Origin of the sequence: Thalassobellus sediminis (assembly GCF_044386045.1) — a bacterium.
GTDB classification, from domain to species: Bacteria; Bacteroidota; Bacteroidia; order Flavobacteriales; family Flavobacteriaceae; genus Thalassobellus; species Thalassobellus sediminis.
Genome location: NZ_JBISCD010000039.1, coordinates 376,347 through 394,472, shown reverse-complemented (window position 1 = coordinate 394,472; position 18,126 = coordinate 376,347). Strand labels below are relative to the sequence as shown.

The following is an 18,126-nucleotide window of genomic DNA, read 5'->3' as shown; positions in this document are numbered from 1 at the left end:
CGCTTAATTACATGTTTAACTATATTTACATTGTATTTAATCGACTATATGTAATAAAAATCGATTAACAACATGTTTTTAGTCGATTTTAACATTTTGTTAACAGTTTTTGCTTAAGTAGTCAACTAACTTTACAATACCAAATCTAAAGTTACCTACTTATGAAGCTATTAACCAAACTGCCATTATTGGCATTATTAGCTGTGTTTACATTATTTTCATGTACAACCGACAGCTTTGAAGATAAAGCAGATGCAATTGCTTTGAATTTAACCGATATTCCCCAAACAAAACCTATAGAAGTTCAAATTTTAGAACTCATTAACAATCACAGATTATCTTTGGGCTTAAGTCCTTTGTTAGATATGACTCTTATAAAATCTGTGGCCTATACTCATACAGATTACATGGTTGATAACAATGAAGTTTCTCATGCAAATTTTTATCAACGTAGTGAATATTTAAAATCTAATGCTAATGCTAAAAAAGTATCAGAAAATGTTGCTTATGGTTATACATCAGCTGAATCTGTTGTAAGAGCTTGGTTAAAAAGTGAAAGTCATAAAGCTAATATAGAAGGAGACTTTACAAATTTTGGTATTTCAGCTGAAGAAAGCGAGCTTGGAAAGTGGTATTACACGAACATATTTATAAAAAAATAATAACAATATAACCTTTAGTTTTCTGATTAATAGCAACAAAGTGTAATGTGGTTATTGTGTATTGAAGAAAATATATGGTTATTTTTAATAACTTAATTGTTATTATATAGCTTTAGGTATAAAATCCTCTCAAAATTGAGAGGATTTTTTTATTATAAATTTTCGTTGCTAGCTTTTTGCCAAAAATAAATTGCGAAAAAGGTTGTGATTAATGGAATCATAATGCCATATTCATCAATCCAATAGGTTGTGTTATCATTATAAATGGTCATTGGAGTACATACTTTTTGTATGTAAATATTGTGAATAGAATGATATACAGCTGCAGGCCAAAAACTATTAGATTTAAATGTATAGTATGCCAGTATTACAGAAATTCCAATTATCATAATCGTAAATGCAACTATATGAAATAAAAGAAGTTCTCCTTTTCCGTAAATCAAATTTATTAACGGATAATGCCATAGAGCCCAAATAATACCGCTTAAAATAGAAAGTGCTTTGAAAGGCATAACTTTTCTTAATTCGAATATAAAAAATCCACGCCAACCAATTTCTTCACCTAGTGTAGATCCTAAATTTTTTATGACTCCAACTGATAATAATAGAAAAATCATTACAATTATTACAATTGTTTGATTTGTACTGTCAATATTTAATTCTTTACTCCATTTTAAAATTCTATTAGTATTTATTAAATCTCCAAAACCAAATATCCAAATTAATATATAACTAATTGAAGTATATGCTATAGGTGTAAAATAGGCTAGTTTTAAATACTTAAATTTTTTTAAATTCCAAGGAAGACTTGAAATAGTTCTATTTCTAATTTTTAATGTTATAAATGAAGCGATAGCTGGACATAGCATTAAATAGCCAATATATATGCTTGTTGGGTTTAATTTTAAAATTGCATAATAAGCTAAAGAACTTAAAGTAAATAATATTAATAAAAATAGAATTATTGTTTTCCAGGTTTCTTTAATTTCCGACGTAATTTTATATATTTTCATTAGAGTCACCTTTAAAAGATGACGATAACAATAAAGTTTTGTTACACAAAGAAGAATAGATTGCTTTAATAAACTAAAAAACCACCAAAAGATTAGAGCTTTTGATGGTCTTTTAATTAGTATTATATGGTTATATTATTCCATTTTTATGACAATAAACTGTGTGCGTCTGTTAAGTTGATGTTGCTTTTCAGTACATTTAATAGTGCCATTGCAACCATTTACTAAATTTTGTTCGCCATAACCATTGTATCCAGTTATTCTATCTGGGCTAACACCTTTATTTATTAAATATTTATAGGTAGCCACCGCTCTTTCAATAGATAATTTTTTATTGTATTTTGCTGTTCCTCTAGAATCTGTATATGATTTAATTTCAATAACCATATCTGGATATGTATTCATCATTAAGTTAACTATTCTATCTAATTCAGTAGTACTTTCTTTTCTAATATTATATTTATTAAAATCAAAGTAAATAGGGTATAGTTCTGTAATAGGTAAGACCTCTTTTTTGTTGTTTAGTACAAAATCTGCTGTAATAATTTTTACACTACGTTCTATTCCTTTAGTTGTAATAACCTTAGATTTATCTGTATAACCATCCTTTTTAACATTTAGGTTGTAGTTAGAATCTCTATCAACATTTATTTCATAATAACCTTCTTCATCTGTTTCTAAATAGCTAATTATATTTCCATTATTATCAAGTAATTCAACAGTAGCGTTTGCAATAGGATTATTAAGTGTATCAGCAACTGTTCCTTCTATTTTTAATTGTGGAATTCTGTCGTAGGCATAAATATCGTCACTACCAATACCTCCATTTCTATTGGAAGCAAAATAACCTGATAAACCATCATCATTCATAAAGAAAGAGAAATCATCTTTACTTGAATTTACTGGAACACCTAAATTAATAACACTAACAATATTATTTTTTTTGTCAGAAACTGTTCCAAAAATATCTAATAACCCTAAACCTGGGTGTCCGTCTGAAGCAAAAAACAAAACATCTTCACTATTAATAAAAGGGAATCGCTCATTTTTATTAGTGTTGATAATATTTCCTGCATTTTTAGGTTCACTATAAGAACCATTATTTATTTCTACATAAAAAATATCTGTTCCACCAATTGATCCAGGCATATCTGAAGCAAAATATAATTTTGTCTCATCTTTATTTAATGCAGGATGGCCAGTAGAGTAGGAGTTATTATTAAATGGTAGTTCTTCGATATTTGTCCATTTGTCGTCAGCTAAAGTTGCCTTATAAATTTTAAGATTACTTATTCCTTCTTCATTTTTTCCTAAAACGTTTTTATTATAATCATTTCTTGAAAAATAGATGGTTTTTCCATCTTTTGTCATAGTTAAAGGGCCGTCATGATAAATAGAATTAATTGATCCTTTTAGTTTTGTTTTATGATCAATTAAACTATCGGTTCTGTTATTAGCTGTATAGATATCTAAAAAAGGTTCTCCATTCCATCCATAGATATGATTTGTTGAAACACCTTCGTCTCTTGAGGATGCAAAATATATTTTCCCATCTTGTTCATAAGCCCCAAAATCGCTATATTTTGAATTGAAATTTACATCAGTTAAAAAGTATTGTAGCTTTGCATTAAAAATAGAATTAACAAAATCGCTATCTTTTAGAAGATTATTTTCATTAATTTTTCCTCCAGCTTTTTTAAAACGACGCATCCATACTCGGTATTTTTTATAATTTTCAACTGCTCTTAAAGCTTGAGCATAATTGTAATAATATTCTACAGGAATATTTTCTTGCTCGACTACTTTTTGATAATAAACAACTGCACTATCTGGATTTCTTAAAAAAGCATAGCAATCTGCTAATTGCCTGGTTGCATAATTTGAATTGTAATTTTTTTCTATAAGTGATTTATATTCTTTTACTGCATTTGTATAAGAGAATTTATTGAATAAATTGTCGGCTTTTTTTTGTGTGCCATATTGTGCAAATGTCGAAAAGCCAATAAAAGATAAAATACAAGCTAATAAGTAGTTTTTTAGTTTCATGGGGTTATATTTTTAAAAAGCTATTTTGCTTTTAAGTTTATTTATCACAAAATAGTATTGCGATCATATTATCTATTCCATTTTAACCACAATAAATTGTGTTCTTCTGTTTAATTGGTGATCATTTTCCTCACAGTCAGATTCATCTTCACATCCATTTGTTAATCTACGTTCTCCAAATCCTTGGTGTTCAGTAATGCGTTCTGGTGCTACACCATGAGAAATTAAATATTCATATGTTGAGTTAGCTCTATCAATAGATAGTTTATCGTTATATGATAATTTACCTCTAGAATCTGTGTGTGACTCAATACGTATTACCATTTCAGGGTACTCATTTAGCATTAAATCAACAATTTTATCAAGCTCTAAAGCTGCATCTTCTCTAATATTATGCTTATCGAAATCAAAATAAATAGTGTTTAATTCAGCAAGTTTTACAACATCTTGAACAGGGTTTAATATTAAATTAGCAGTAATCGTTTTAAGTTCTGTTTGTAGGTTTTTTGATGTAAAATTTCTATAATCATCAATATATTTTTCTTGACTAGCAATAATTTTGTAATCTTTATTTCTATCTATATTTATTTGATAATATCCTTCTTCGTCAGTTTGCATGTAAGCTATTTGCTGATCTTTTTCATCATACAAGGTAATCTTTGCGTTTGCTATTGGTTTTACATTAATAGCATCAGTAACTACTCCTTCCACATGTAAAACTAGTTCTCTATGGTATGCATATATATCATCACTACCACGACCACCAGTTCTATTAGATGCGAAATACCCCGTAATACCATTTGAATTCATAGTAAAAGAAAAATCATCTTTATTAGAATTGACCGGAACTCCTAAGTTGATAACATCTACAAACTCATCTTCGTTATCTTCGCTTTTAATTGTTCCAAAAATATCTAATAAGCCTAGACCTGTATGTCCATCTGATGAAAAGAAGAGCACACCTTCATTATTTATAAAAGGGAATCCTTCTGCGCTTTCTGTATTTATGACATCTCCTAAATTTTTTAGATTATTTAGGTTACCATCAGCAAGAATATCAATTTTCCATATATCTGAACCTCCTTTAGTTCCAGGTCTGTCTGAAGTAAAATATAACTCAGTATCATCAATATTTAATGCAGGATGTTGTGTTGAAAAACCATCTCCATTTATTGAAAGGTCTTCAATATTTGTCCATAAACCATCTACTAATGTTGCACGGTAAATTTTCATATTGGTTAATCCTTTTCTATCTTTAATTTCAATATCTTTATTAAAATTATTTCTAGAAAAATACATTGTTTTACCATCTTTTGTAATTGCTATAGGGCCATCATGATATATAGAGTTAATGTCCCCTTTTATTTTACCTGTATGATCTACATTACTTTTAGATTTAGCATCTGTAACATAGACATCTAAAAAAGGTTGTTCATTCCAACCATATAAGCGTTTAATACCAACACCCTCATCTCTAGCTGATGTGAAATAAACTTTTCCATCATATTCAATAGCTCCAAAATCACTAAATTTAGAATTAAAACGTACTCTGTCTAAAAAATACTGTTGTTTAGCACCAAAAACACTTGTAATAAAATTAATATCTTTTGAGAAATCATTTGAATTTACTACACCTCCAGAGTCTTTGTAACGCTTTAGCCATATTTGGGAATCGTCATATTTTTTTATACCACGAAGTGATTGCGCATATTTATAGTAGTATTCTACAGGTACATTTTCTTGATTAACAACACTTTTATAATATTTAGAAGCATTTTTTGGATCTCTTAAAAAAGCATAACAATCTGCAAGCTGTCTTGTAGCATATTCTTTATTGTAATTATCCTGAATAAGTTCTTTGTATACTTTAGCAGCTTTTACAAAAGAAAACTTATTAAATAATGTATCGGCTTTTTTTTGTTTTCCTTGTTGAGAAAAGGCATTAAAACTCAATAGCAGTATGATACAAACTAATATGTAATTTTTGATTTTCATATTAAATTATGATTAGAAATATCTTGGTGATTTTAATTTCGAACTTAAGAATTTGAATTCGTAAATAAGTAATACCTCGTGTGTTCCATTCGTATATCTTGATATATCTGAAATCGGTTTTTCGTAAGCGTAACCAACACGTAATTGTCTTGAAACTTGAAAGTCAAGAAAACCTCCTATTGCACCAGTAGATTCATTAATCCTATATGAACCTCCTAGCCAAAATTTCTCGTTAAATAAGAAATTTGCAGTTAGATCATATGATATAGGGGCTCCATTAGTTGCTTTAATTAAGTAAGAAGGTTTGAATTTAACTGTTTTGCTTAAATCGAATACATAGCCTCCAGTGAAATAATAGCTTAAACGTTCTAAAGCTTCAAATCCTTCTTCTGTATTTCTATCAGTATTTAATACTCTAGGTGTAGATAAACCAACATACCATTTATTAGTACTCCAAAATACCCCTAAACCAATATTTGGAGTCCAACGATTTTGAATTCCATAAATTAAGGGGTCTGAGCTTTCAGATTCTCTAAAATCTGCATCTAAACTATATTGAGTAAAACCTGCTTTTATTCCAAAAGCTAATTTTCCATCCACTCCTGTTGGAATTGAATATGAAAAATCTCCATATAAATAAGAGAAATTTTCTGGTCCTAAATCATCTTCAATAAAAGATAATCCTAACCCTATTCTATCATTTCTCAAAGGTGTATGAATAGAAAGTGTTTGAGTTATTGGGCCGCCGTCAAAGCCTACCCATTGGCTTCTGTGTAATCCAACAATACTTAAAGCTTCTCTACTTCCAGCATATGCAGGGTTAATAGAAATTGCATTGTACATGTATTGGGTAAATTGCGGTAGCTGTTGTGCTACCGAAATAGTACAGCTAAACAACAAAATAGCGATTATGTAATTTTTTAAAAGTTTCATAGGTTAGGTATTTTATTTGGTTCCTAAGTAAATTGGGCCTGTAAATGGTTTCAATCCACTATTTTTTAATACAATTATATAATAGTAAGTTCCGTTTGGTACTTTCTCAGCATTTCCTAGAGAACCTTTTGGAGCAGATCCATTCCAATCTCCATGTGATCCAGAAGTGTCAAGACTACCTAATGTGTAATTATTTGATTCATATACTAAGGCTCCCCAACGGTTAAATATTTGTACTTCTGCAACAAAACCACATAAATCAATACCCATTATATCAAAGGTTTCATTGTAACTATCTCCATTAGGAGTTACTGCTTTAGAAATTTCAATATCATTTTCACCACAAGGTAATACTACACAATCGGCATTTATATTCATGGATAACTCAATGACAGTTATACAACCATTTTCTGAAGTTGTGTATTTGAATAGATAATCAATTCCACCATCTTCAGGTAAAAAATCATCGCTAAGTTCTAGAGTTGTAGGATTAAATAGATTACCACTAATTGTAGCTATAGGGTCTCCTTCAACTATCTCCCAAGTTCCATTTAAACTAGTATTACTTAAAAAAGAATTTAGATCAACTATACCATCGTCATAACATCTAGGTTGAGAAGTTATTTGAGTAACAACTTCATCCAAAGTAACATTGATAGTTTGAGTGAATTCAGCTGTATTGTTACACTCATCTGTTACCGTCCAAGTTCTTACAATTTGGTAATCCATTAAATTGTTTTCATCATATGAATTTGTTTCTTCAAATTTTTCTATAATATTTACAGAACAATTATCTGTGAATTCTATTGATGGAATATCTGGAATATTTGTACAACTTACATCTAATACTACATCGAAAGGTGAAGCTGTAGGTGCTTGAGTATCTTGAACTTTAATAGTTTGTGTATGTGTTATTATTGAATTACATTGATCAATAGCCGTCCAAGTTCTTATCAATATGTAAGAAGAAGGGCAATCACCATCAATCATTTTATTTTCATTATAATTCACTTCTATAGTTCCACAACTTGTTGATGCAGTTAGGTTACTTGCACTAGGAACATTATCGCATTCTACAGTTAGATCTTCAGGTAAATTTTGTTGATCAAAAACAACAGGTGTTACTGGAGTTACCGTAAATGTAGCTGTATCTTGTCCAGACTCACATAAGTCTGTTACATTATAAGTTACACTCGTATTACCACCCTCACATAAAGCAGGAGCAGTAAGTGCACTAATATCTGTAGCTTGCGGATCACAACCACCAGTTACACTAAATCCAGCAATCCAATTAGCAAAGGCTGAATCTAAAGCCGCTTGATCATCAAAGTCACAAGCATTCACAGTAAGATCTTGAACATCACTAATTGTTAAGGCATCAGCAGGAGTTACCGTAAATGTAGCTGTATCTTGTCCAGACTCACATAAGTCCGTTACATTATAAGTTACACTCGTATTACCACCCTCACATAAAGCAGGAGCAGTAAGTGCACTAATATCTGTAGCTTGTGGATTAAAACCACCAGTTACACTAAACCCAGCAATCCAATTAGCAAAGGCTGTATCTAAAGCTGCTTGATCATCAAAGTCACAAGCATTCACAGTAAGATCTTGAACATCACTAATTGTTAAAGGGTTTACAGAAATTACTTCAAAAGTAGCTATGTCTTGTCCTGTTTGACATAAATCTGTTACATTGTAAATAATATTTACAGATCCACCACATAAAGCAGGGGCTGTATATTGTTCAGCAAATACCCCCGATGGATTACATCCTCCGCTTACAGAGAAATTGTTTAACCATAAAGCGAAAGCATCATCTAAGTCTTTTTGAGTTGAATAAGTTCCAGCAGAAACTGTTTCATTTTGTACATCACTAATTGTTAAGGCATCAGCAGGAGTTACCGTAAATGTAGCTGTATCTTGCCCAGACTCACATAAGTCCGTTACATTATAAGTTACACTCGTATTACCACCCTCACATAAAACAGGAGCAGTAAGCGCACTAATATCTGTAGCTTGCGGATCACAACCACCAGTTACACTAAACCCAGCAATCCAATTAGCAAAGGCTGTATCTAACGCTGCTTGATCATCAAAGTCACAAGCATTCACAGTAAGATCTTGAACATCACTAATTGTTAACGCATCAGCAGGAGTTACTGTAAATGTAGCTGTATCTTGACCAGACTCACATAAGTCCGTTACATTATAAGTTACACTCGTATTACCACCCTCACATAAAGCAGGAGCAGCAAGTGCACTAATATCTGTAGCTTGTGGATTAAAACCACCAGTTACATTAAACCCAGCGATCCAATTAGCAAAGGCTGAATCTAAAGCCGCTTGGTCAGCAAAGTCACAAGCATTCACAGTAAGATCTTGAACATCACTAATTGTTAAAGGGTTTACAGAAATTACTTCAAAAGTAGCTATGTCTTGTCCTGTTTGGCATAAATCTGATACATTGTAAATAATATTTACAGAACCACCACATAAAGCAGGAGCTGTATATTGTTCAGCAAATTCCCCCGATGGATTACATCCTCCGCTTACAGAGAAATTGTTTAACCATAAAGCGAAAGCATCATCTAAGTCTTTTTGAGTTGAATAAGTTCCAGCAGGAACTGTTTCATTTTGAACATCACTAATAACTAAATCATCAGCAGGAATTAAAGTATAGGTAGCATCATGAGAATGACCTTGGCAATCATCATTAACTGTAAAGGTAATAGTAACTGTTCCACCAGTACAAAAATCTATAGACTGAGAACCATAGTTAGTTGTTATTGTAGGGGAGCATCCACCTTCGATAACTCTTGTATCAAATTGTTCTTGAGCTACCCATGCAGCTATATCTGCATCTAGAGCTGCTTGAGCATCTAAAAGATTAGAGTTATTAAAAGAACAAGCCTCAACAGTTTTGTTGTCTGGTTCTTCATGCCCAATATCTTGTTGTTTAGTGAGATTGAAATCAGCGGTAATAGTATTAATAGTTTCACAAAGATCTGTAATAGTCCAAGTAACAGTAGCAGTACCACCAGAACATTTATCAGGAACGGTAGCCGAAGCGCTATTGTTAGTTAACACAGGAGAACACCCACCAGCTTCTGCAATAGCAGTTGACTGAGCATTTACCCAATTTGTAAAAGCAGTATCTATTTCACCTTGATTATTAAAATCACAAGACTGAAGATCTGCATCAGAAGGATTGTTATAAGTAATCTCAGGAGATTCTATGTTAATAATTTGATCAACTTGTGTAGCATTATTACATTCATCTGTAATAGTATAAGTTCTAGTAATAACAATTGGACAACTGCCATTTGCGCTATCAGAAAAAGTAACAGTTAAGTTTGCATCATTAGAACAAGCATCAGATATATCTAAGCCAAGTGATTCAAGGCCAGCTACTGTAGTTTCTGCAGCAGGTTTTGCATTAGCATCACAACCATTAGCGTTAAAAGAGCTAAGAGTTCCTGTAATAACTGGAACAGTGTTATCTTGAATGGTTATTAATTGAGTATGAGTATGAAAATTTCCAGTATTATCATATAAGCTCCAAGTACGAGTTATAATCGATTCATTTGCACAACTACCAGGCGCAATGCTATCAGAGTATTGAGGGTCTAAAGGAGTAGTGTCACAATTATCGATATTTAATCTTGTGATAGTTCCAGTCAAGGTTAAATCATTTGGATCATCTTCGCAGCTAATTGTAATGGCTGAAGGCGCATCAAAACGAGGATATTCATCATCAACTACCGTTACAGTTTGGTTACATGAAGCTGTTATATCTGCGTTATCTGTTACAATCCAAGTAACTATAGTTTCACCTAAATCAAATTCAAAAGTAGCAGGATTAATATCTACACCACCAACTTGGGCGACTACAGATTTTATCCCACAGTTATCATTTGTTATAGGGGTACCTAGTGATACAGTTGTTGAACAATTACCTAGCCCATCATCAGAAGTATTGGCTAAAACATTATCTGGACAAGTAATTACAGGAGCTTGCGCATCAGTAATAGTTACTATCTGATCACAAGTTAAGCTGTCGTTAGTACCATCGTTAGCCACCCATGTAATAGTTGTAATTCCAACAGGGTATGGATCAGATAATGGTAAGTTGTCAGAACGCGTACCAGTAAATGTAAATGTAGTAGCACAGTTATCAGTAGCTGTAGGCTCAACAATATTTAGGTTTGTAGCCTGACAAGAATTAGCATCAGCATCAACATTAATAGGAGCAGGACAAGTAATTAATGGGATTTGAGTATCATTAACAGTTACATCAAAAGAACAAGTATCAACATTGTTAGATCCATCAGTTATAGTCCAAGTTACAGTAGTAGTTCCTACAGGAAAAGTAGCTCCATTTAAAGTAGTACCATTATTATAGTCATTTAAAACAGAAAAAACAGCACAGTCTTCGGTAATTGCAGTAGGGTTTAAGTTATTGTTCGTTACAGTATAACCACAACTATCAGTATCATTGCTAAATTCAAAATCTCCAGGACAAGTAATTTCTGGGTCTGAATCTGTTATTATAATTTCTTGTGAAGTAGTTGCAGAATTACATGCTGGTAAAGTTCCAGCATCATTATTTGTTACAGTAAATGTTACAGTATAGGTTCCAGGTGTTGTATATGTGTGAGTAGGATCTATTTCATCACTTGTATTTCCATCACCAAAAACCCATAAATAAGTAGGAGCAGTTCCTACATTATCGGCTTCTCCATCAAAATCTACACTTAATCCACATGTACCATTTCCAGTTGTACTTGGGTTGACGTACATTGTGCTTGCAGTAACTGATGCAAGAAAAGTTATTTCAAAATCGGCAAAAACATCCACGCTTTGATTTGCACAAGAAGAACCTTCAATACCTAATGCTATGCTTAAGTTAGCTCTTATAGTATAAGTTCCTGGTAGTGTAACATCGATTGTAGTGTTTTCAGTATTTGTATTTGAAAAAGTAACATCTCCAGGCCCAGTATTATTAGGAGATACTTCCCAAGAGTATGTTACAGTACCACTAATTAGACCTCCAAGATTAATACCTATATCTGTAGGGCCAAAGCATACAGTTCCACTCGGTAAATCAGGATTTATCTCAAAATCAGGGTCTAACTGAGGTGTTCCACCTGCGTCGATTAAATCAGCAAATATAATACAGTTGTTACCTCCACCTACACATCGTGAATATTCAATATCTCCAATTCTTATTTGTACATTGTTGTTGCACGATTGACTACCGGATACACCAATAGGCTCACCGAAAGTAGAATCTGTATCTTCTATTTTGATTGCTGTATTTTCAAATAATATTAAAACAGCTTTAGCAGTCCACCATATGTGGCCACCTTCTTCAATAATAATTTTATCTACTGTGTCAGGAATAGTTACATCATCAGTAATAGTAATAATAACACCAGCAGGAATAGTCACTTCCCCACCACAATTATTTAATGGATCATTAATGTATGCGACTAATTGCGATCCTGTCATACTACTTGGAATCGTACAATCTGCATGGGCTTGATAAAATCCTATAAACAGTAAAGTAAAAGCAAACAAATAATGCTTTATTTGAACGCTTGTTTTTGTTAACAGATTAAATGTAGTTGTTTTCATAGGTCAAAAAAATTGAGTAACAAAATGTTACTTTATTGTTAATTTAGGTATTAGGTATTATTAGTTACAACATTTTAATTGCAATCTAAATTCTAATTTTATAAAGTAGTGAGGGAAGAATGTCGGTTAAGCGATTCTAAAACTTATAATATTAAACTAGATTTGGGCTCTCTTAATTTTATATTTAAAACAAATGAACATACAATGATTTATATTTTCAAAAAATTATGATAAAAAACTAAAAAAACCGATAAAGAGTACGAAAATTACATATAAAGACTTTTGTGTTAATTTTTGTTTTCATATTGATTATTAGTTGTTTAGCTATTAAATTTTATAATTATTTTTAGCATTTCTGCTATTTTACTTACCTTTAAGAAGCAAATAAAATGAATTTTATCGATAAAAACAACATTTTAACGATAAATAACGCGTTTAATCGAATTTTTATGAAAAAACTAATATTAGTAAGGCATGCCAAATCTTCATGGAAACATAATGTAATAGATCATGAAAGACCTTTAAATGAAAGAGGGCTAAGTGATGCTAATATGGTTTCAAAATCGCTATATAGCAAGGAGGAAGGATTAGATATGTTAATGTCTAGTGATGCTATAAGAGCTAAAACTACCGCCGATATATTTATTTCTAACCTTAATATTAGTAACGATATTGTTTCTTTTAATCATGATTTATATGATTTTGAAGGCAGAAACTTAAAGAGAGTTATAGAAGAATGTAATAATTCAATTAATAATTTAATGGTTTTTGGGCATAATCATGCCATTACAGCGTTTGTAAATAGTTTTGGAGATCAATACATAGAAAATGTTCCTACCTGTGGTGTTGTTAGTATTGAATTTGAGATTAAAGATTGGAATGATTTAAAACAAGGTAAAACGGTGTTTACATTGTTTCCTAAAGATTTAAAACAATAGTACTAATTAAATCATCTTAATTATTAACAATTTCACAAAGCTTTTTTGTAAGGCTATTTATGTGAAATAGAATATATTTGTTCAGTAATTATAATCCAGTTAAATTCAATGACTAAATCAGAAAACCAAGATAATATTTATATAAACAGAGAAATAAGCTGGTTGCAATTTAATGCTAGAGTTTTGCAAGAAGCTTCTGATGAGACTGTTCCGTTAATTGAGCGATTAAGGTTTTTAGGAATATTTTCTAATAATTTAGATGAATTTTTCAAAGTTAGATATGCTACAGTTAAACGTATTGTAGAAGCAGGAAAAGGCGGTAAAAGTGAACTTGGAGGTATTAAAGCTAAGGAACTTTTGGAGCAGATAACCAAAATTGTAATAAAACAACAAAGTAAGAGTTTAGAAATTTTACATACAATTGGAAGCCGATTAGAAGATGAAAATATTTATATAATAAATGAAGAACAGATTGATAGTTCTCAACATGACTTTATAAAAAAATATTTTATACAAACGGTAAGTCCAGCATTGGTAACTATTATTTTAAATGATTCAGTTGTTTTACCTAATTTAAAAGATAGTGCAGCTTATTTAGCAGTAAAAATGTTGATGACAGATGGAACAAAGCAATTTGCGCTTATTGAAATACCTAAAGCAATAAACAGATTTGTTGTATTACCAGAACAAGACGAAAAGAGTTTTATAATAATGATTGATGATTTAATACGTCATTCTTTAAGTGATATTTTTAATATTTTTGATTACAAAAGTATTTCTGCACATATGATTAAGATTACTCGTGATGGTGAACTTGATTTTGAAAGTGATTTAAGTAAAAGTTTTATTGAAAAAATATCAGACAGTGTTAAGCACAGAGAAGTAGGAGAACCTGTTCGTTTTGTATATGATAAAACCATAGATGGTGATACTTTACAATATTTAATGTCTAAAATGGGTATTGATACTACCGATAGTATTATTCCTGGAGGTAGATACCACAATAGAAGAGATTATACAAGCTTCCCTAGTTTAGGTAGAACCGATTTACTGTATAATAAAATAGAACCGCTACCTATAAAAGGACTTAGTTTAGAGGCAAGCATATTTAAAGCTATAAAAGAAAAAGATTATTTGCTTTATGCGCCATATCAAACATTCTCATATGTGGTTAAGTTTTTAAGAGAAGCAGCCTTAGATCCAGCTGTAAAAACAATTAAAATTACCATATACCGTTTAGCCGAAATTTCGCATATAGCCAGTTCTTTAATTAATGCCGCAATTAATGGTAAGTCGGTTACTGTATCAATAGAGTTACGTGCACGATTTGATGAGCAAGCGAATATTAATTATGCTCAACAAATGGAAGAAGAAGGCGTTAATTTGGTTTTTGGTGTTGCAGGGTTAAAAGTGCATAGTAAAATGTGTGTTATAGAACGCGAAGAGAATAAAAAACTAAAACGTTACGGCTTTGTAAGTACAGGTAATTTTAATGAATCTACTGCTAAGATTTATACAGATTATACATTGTTTACATCAGATCAGCGTATTTTAAAAGATGTAAATAAAATTTTCAGCTTTTTTGAAACCAATTATAAAATATACCGATATAAACATTTAATAACCTCTCCGCATTACACACAAAAAGCAGTTTTTAAATTAATTGATGCTGAAATTAAAAATGTAAAGGAAGGAAAAGAAGGTTTAATAAAACTGAAAATGAATAGTATATCAAGTTATAAAATGGTTGATAAACTATATGAAGCAAGTAGAGCGGGAGTAAAAATTAAAATGATTATTAGAGGACTTTGTTGTTTAATTCCTGGAGTAAAAGGAATGAGTGAAAACATAGAAGTAATAAGTGTTGTTGATAAATTTTTAGAACATACCAGAGTTTATATTTTTGGAAATGATGGCGATACTAAAGTTTATATTTCTTCGGCAGATTGGATGACAAGAAATATTGATAATAGGGTAGAGGTAAGTTGTCCTATTTATGATGAATATATAAAACAAGAAATTTTAGATACTTATAATATTTGTTGGAATGATAATGTGAAAGCACGATTATTAAATGAATCGCAAGACAATGAATATCGAGTAAATGATAAGCCAAAAGTAAGATCTCAGTTTGCTACTTACGATTATTACTTAAATAAGATAAAAAGTTAATATGCTTTCAATAAAAAAATATGCAGCTATAGATATTGGATCAAATGCAGTAAGATTGCTAATTTCAAATATTATTGAGCAAAAAGGTAAACCAGTTCAGTTTAAGAAAAATTCATTAGTGCGTGTTCCTATTCGTTTAGGAGCCGATGTTTTTGTTAAAAATAAAATTTCTAAAGAGAATACACAACGTATATTAGATACGATGTTAGCGTTTAAACTCTTAATGAAATCTCATAAGGTGGTTAAATATAAAGCCTGTGCAACATCGGCAATGCGTGAATCGGAAAATGGTAAAAAAGTTGTCGATTTAGTTTTAGAACATGCCGGTATAAGTATTGATGTTATTGGAGGTGAAGAAGAAGCAGCCATTATTGCAGCCACAGATTTAAATAAATATATAGATAATAATAAAACATATTTATATGTTGATGTAGGTGGGGGTAGTACAGAGTTTACAGTAATTCATCAAGGAGAACAAGTTGCATCGCGTTCTTTTAAAATAGGAACGGTTCGTTTGCTCAATGATATAGTTAAAAAAGAATCTTGGCAAGAATTAGAATCATGGATTAAAACAAACACTGAGAGTTATGAAAAAATTAGTGTTATAGGGTCTGGTGGAAATATTAATAAAATATTTAAAGTATCAGGAAAAGCCATGGGGAAACCATTAACTTATTTTTATTTAACATCTTATTATAACACGCTTCAAACTTATTCTTATGAAGAACGAATTACAGAACTATCCTTAAATCAAGATAGAGCCGATGTAATAATTCCAGCCATGAGAATTTACCTGTCGTCAATGAAATGGAGTGGAGCAAAAAATATATATGTTCCAAAAATAGGGTTAGCAGATGGTATTATAAAAAGTATATATTATGATACTGTTTCTAGCAATACACAGTAATATTTTGCAGTTTATCTTTTAAAATATTAGTATTTGACATAATTAATATATATTCGTCATCATATAATTATAACCCAAAACTATTTAATTATGAAAAGATTATTACTATTAACAATCCTACTTGTTATTTCTTTTTCTGGATTTTCTCAAGAAAATGAGACTGAAGAAAAGAAGTCTAAAGGCTCAACTTTTCAAGGAGTTAAGTATGGAGTTAGATCAGGTTTAACTATTTCTAACTTAAATTTTGATGATTCTCCAACAATAGAGAATAGGCATAGAAACAGTTTTTATATTGGTTTTTTTGCAGATATTGGTTTATCTAAATCTATTTCATTAGTTCCAGAAATTCAATTTTCTCCTGAAGGTGCTAAAATAGAAATTTTAAATTTAGATTATATTCAAGCTCCTATTTTATTTAGATTTAGACTAAGTGAGAAAATTCATTTAGGCTTAGGTCCACAAGTTGGAATAAAAGTTCGTAAGGTTGACGATAGTGCTAAAAATTTCGCCTATTCTGGTGTAGCAGGATTAGAATATAAATTAACACACGTACTATTTGCTGATGTTAGATATATATACGGTTTATCAAATGTTTTTGATGACACTTTTGGTGTTGAAGCAAAAAACACAAATATTCAAATTGGAGTTGGTTATAAATTTTAACCGTGAATAGCTTCAGTTTTACCTAATTTACTCATAATATCAGATTCATATTCAAGAAGTTGTTGCCATTTGGTGTCAACTTCTTTTTTATTACCATACTTTCTAGCAAATCCTAAAAACATGGTGTAATGATTTGCTTCACTAGCCATTAAATTTCTATAAAAGTTTGCTAACTCTTTATCTTCTAATTCTTCAGATAATAATCTAAAACGTTCACAACTTCTGGCTTCTATTAATGCAGCATATAAAAGTCTATGTACCAATTGTGTTGTTCTGCTACCACCTTTAGGAAAAAACTTTAATAGCTGTATAACATAATCATCTTTTCTATCTCTACCAAGTACCCAACCACGTTTTATAATAATATCATGTACCATTTTAAAATGACTCATTTCTTCTTTTACTAAAGCTGTCATTTCTTGAACTAATTCGGTGTATTCAGGAAAGCCTACAATTAATGAAATAGCTGTACTTGTTGCCTTTTGTTCGCAAAAAGCATGGTCGGTTAGTATTTCTTCAATGTTTTTTTCAACAATATTAACCCAACGTGGGTCTGTTGGTAGTTTTAATCCTAGCATAATTATATAGTGCTTTCAGTAAGGTTTATTTCCATTATTTTGATGCCTCCAAAGGTATCAATACTTATAGCAAAATCTTTAAAAATATCTGTTTCAGGAATATGAAACGATGTGTTTAAGTTTATATAAGTATCAGTTGATGTTTCATAGTTTATCCAAACATATTGCATAATCGCGTTTTTCCAAAAAGAAGGTGTCTCGTAATTTTGGAATAATGTTTTATTTATAATACCATTAGAAATAACTTTTTCATCTTTTAAAACTAATATGTTTGCTTCAAAGTTTTTATAATTTTTATGAACTAAAGCATCATTATCAGATTTTGTTGTTTTAGAAATAAAGTCATTTTCAAGCGCATTGTATTTTAACTTTACTTGAAAGCCATTATTAAAAATAGTATCTGTAATAATCTCTACAGACTCATTTGGGAAGAATTTTGTTTGATTAGAAAACGATTTTAAAAGGTTTGATTCTTGTAAAACTTCAGCATTCGATTTGTATCTTCTGTCTCTACCATCACAACTAATAAAAACAATACTTAGCAATAAAACAGATAATAGTAACTTTTTCATATGTAAG

12 protein-coding genes are annotated in these 18,126 nt (G+C 30.7%); 5 read left to right on the top strand and 7 right to left on the bottom strand.

The genetic code is table 11. From position 1 onward, the window contains the following. The first annotated feature begins 161 nt into the window (after positions 1-161). A complete protein-coding gene (locus tag ACH5TW_RS06495) occupies positions 162-662 on the top strand; it encodes a CAP domain-containing protein (RefSeq protein WP_439335688.1) in 501 nt (166 codons plus the stop codon). Between the two features lie 152 nt (positions 663-814). Here the strand turns inward: ACH5TW_RS06495 and ACH5TW_RS06490 are convergent, their stop codons facing one another. The 5 genes from ACH5TW_RS06490 to ACH5TW_RS06470 form a co-directional block, all read right to left on the bottom strand. Further along, the gene (locus tag ACH5TW_RS06490; RefSeq protein WP_439335687.1) at positions 815-1,675 is read right to left on the bottom strand and encodes a CPBP family intramembrane glutamic endopeptidase; all 861 of its coding nucleotides are present in this window, start codon (positions 1,673-1,675) and stop codon (positions 815-817) included. A gap of 135 nt (positions 1,676-1,810) precedes the next feature. After that, the gene (locus ACH5TW_RS06485; RefSeq protein ID WP_439335686.1) at positions 1,811-3,721 is read right to left on the bottom strand and encodes an OmpA family protein; all 1,911 of its coding nucleotides are present in this window, start codon (positions 3,719-3,721) and stop codon (positions 1,811-1,813) included. A gap of 72 nt (positions 3,722-3,793) precedes the next feature. Next, a complete protein-coding gene (locus tag ACH5TW_RS06480) occupies positions 3,794-5,716 on the bottom strand; it encodes an OmpA family protein (RefSeq protein ID WP_439335685.1) in 1,923 nt (640 codons plus the stop codon). Positions 5,717-5,728: 12 nt separating this feature from the next. Further along, positions 5,729-6,649, bottom strand: coding sequence for a PorP/SprF family type IX secretion system membrane protein (locus ACH5TW_RS06475; RefSeq protein WP_439335684.1), 921 nt, complete (start codon positions 6,647-6,649; stop codon positions 5,729-5,731). Positions 6,650-6,661: 12 nt separating this feature from the next. Continuing rightward, on the bottom strand, positions 6,662-12,289 hold the full coding sequence (locus ACH5TW_RS06470) for a T9SS type B sorting domain-containing protein (RefSeq protein WP_439335683.1): 5,628 nt from the start codon (positions 12,287-12,289) through the stop codon (positions 6,662-6,664). A gap of 449 nt (positions 12,290-12,738) precedes the next feature. Here ACH5TW_RS06470 and ACH5TW_RS06465 point away from each other — a divergent pair, with 449 nt between their 5' ends. From ACH5TW_RS06465 to ACH5TW_RS06450, 4 genes are all read left to right on the top strand, one after another. Further along, positions 12,739-13,227, top strand: a complete 489-nt coding sequence (locus ACH5TW_RS06465; RefSeq protein ID WP_439335682.1) for a SixA phosphatase family protein — start codon at positions 12,739-12,741, stop codon at positions 13,225-13,227. 108 nt (positions 13,228-13,335) lie between these two features. Further along, positions 13,336-15,399, top strand: a complete 2,064-nt coding sequence (gene ppk1, locus ACH5TW_RS06460; protein ID WP_439335681.1) for a polyphosphate kinase 1 — start codon at positions 13,336-13,338, stop codon at positions 15,397-15,399. A 1-nt stretch (position 15,400) separates the two neighbouring features. Next, complete coding sequence (locus ACH5TW_RS06455) at positions 15,401-16,306, top strand: Ppx/GppA phosphatase family protein (RefSeq protein WP_439335680.1); 906 nt, start codon at positions 15,401-15,403, stop codon at positions 16,304-16,306. A 90-nt stretch (positions 16,307-16,396) separates the two neighbouring features. Continuing rightward, positions 16,397-16,969 carry a porin family protein gene (locus ACH5TW_RS06450; protein ID WP_439335679.1) on the top strand — a complete coding sequence of 191 codons (573 nt, stop codon included), beginning with the start codon at positions 16,397-16,399 and terminating at the stop codon, positions 16,967-16,969. Here the strand turns inward: ACH5TW_RS06450 and ACH5TW_RS06445 are convergent. Together ACH5TW_RS06445 and ACH5TW_RS06440 are read right to left on the bottom strand one after the other, a co-directional pair. After that, the gene (locus ACH5TW_RS06445; protein WP_439335678.1) at positions 16,966-17,547 is read right to left on the bottom strand and encodes a MiaE family protein; all 582 of its coding nucleotides are present in this window, start codon (positions 17,545-17,547) and stop codon (positions 16,966-16,968) included. The two genes, ACH5TW_RS06450 and ACH5TW_RS06445, sit on opposite strands and share 4 nt — an antisense overlap. A gap of 2 nt (positions 17,548-17,549) precedes the next feature. After that, positions 17,550-18,119, bottom strand: coding sequence for a hypothetical protein (locus tag ACH5TW_RS06440; protein ID WP_439335677.1), 570 nt, complete (start codon positions 18,117-18,119; stop codon positions 17,550-17,552). Positions 18,120-18,126 lie beyond the last annotated feature (7 nt).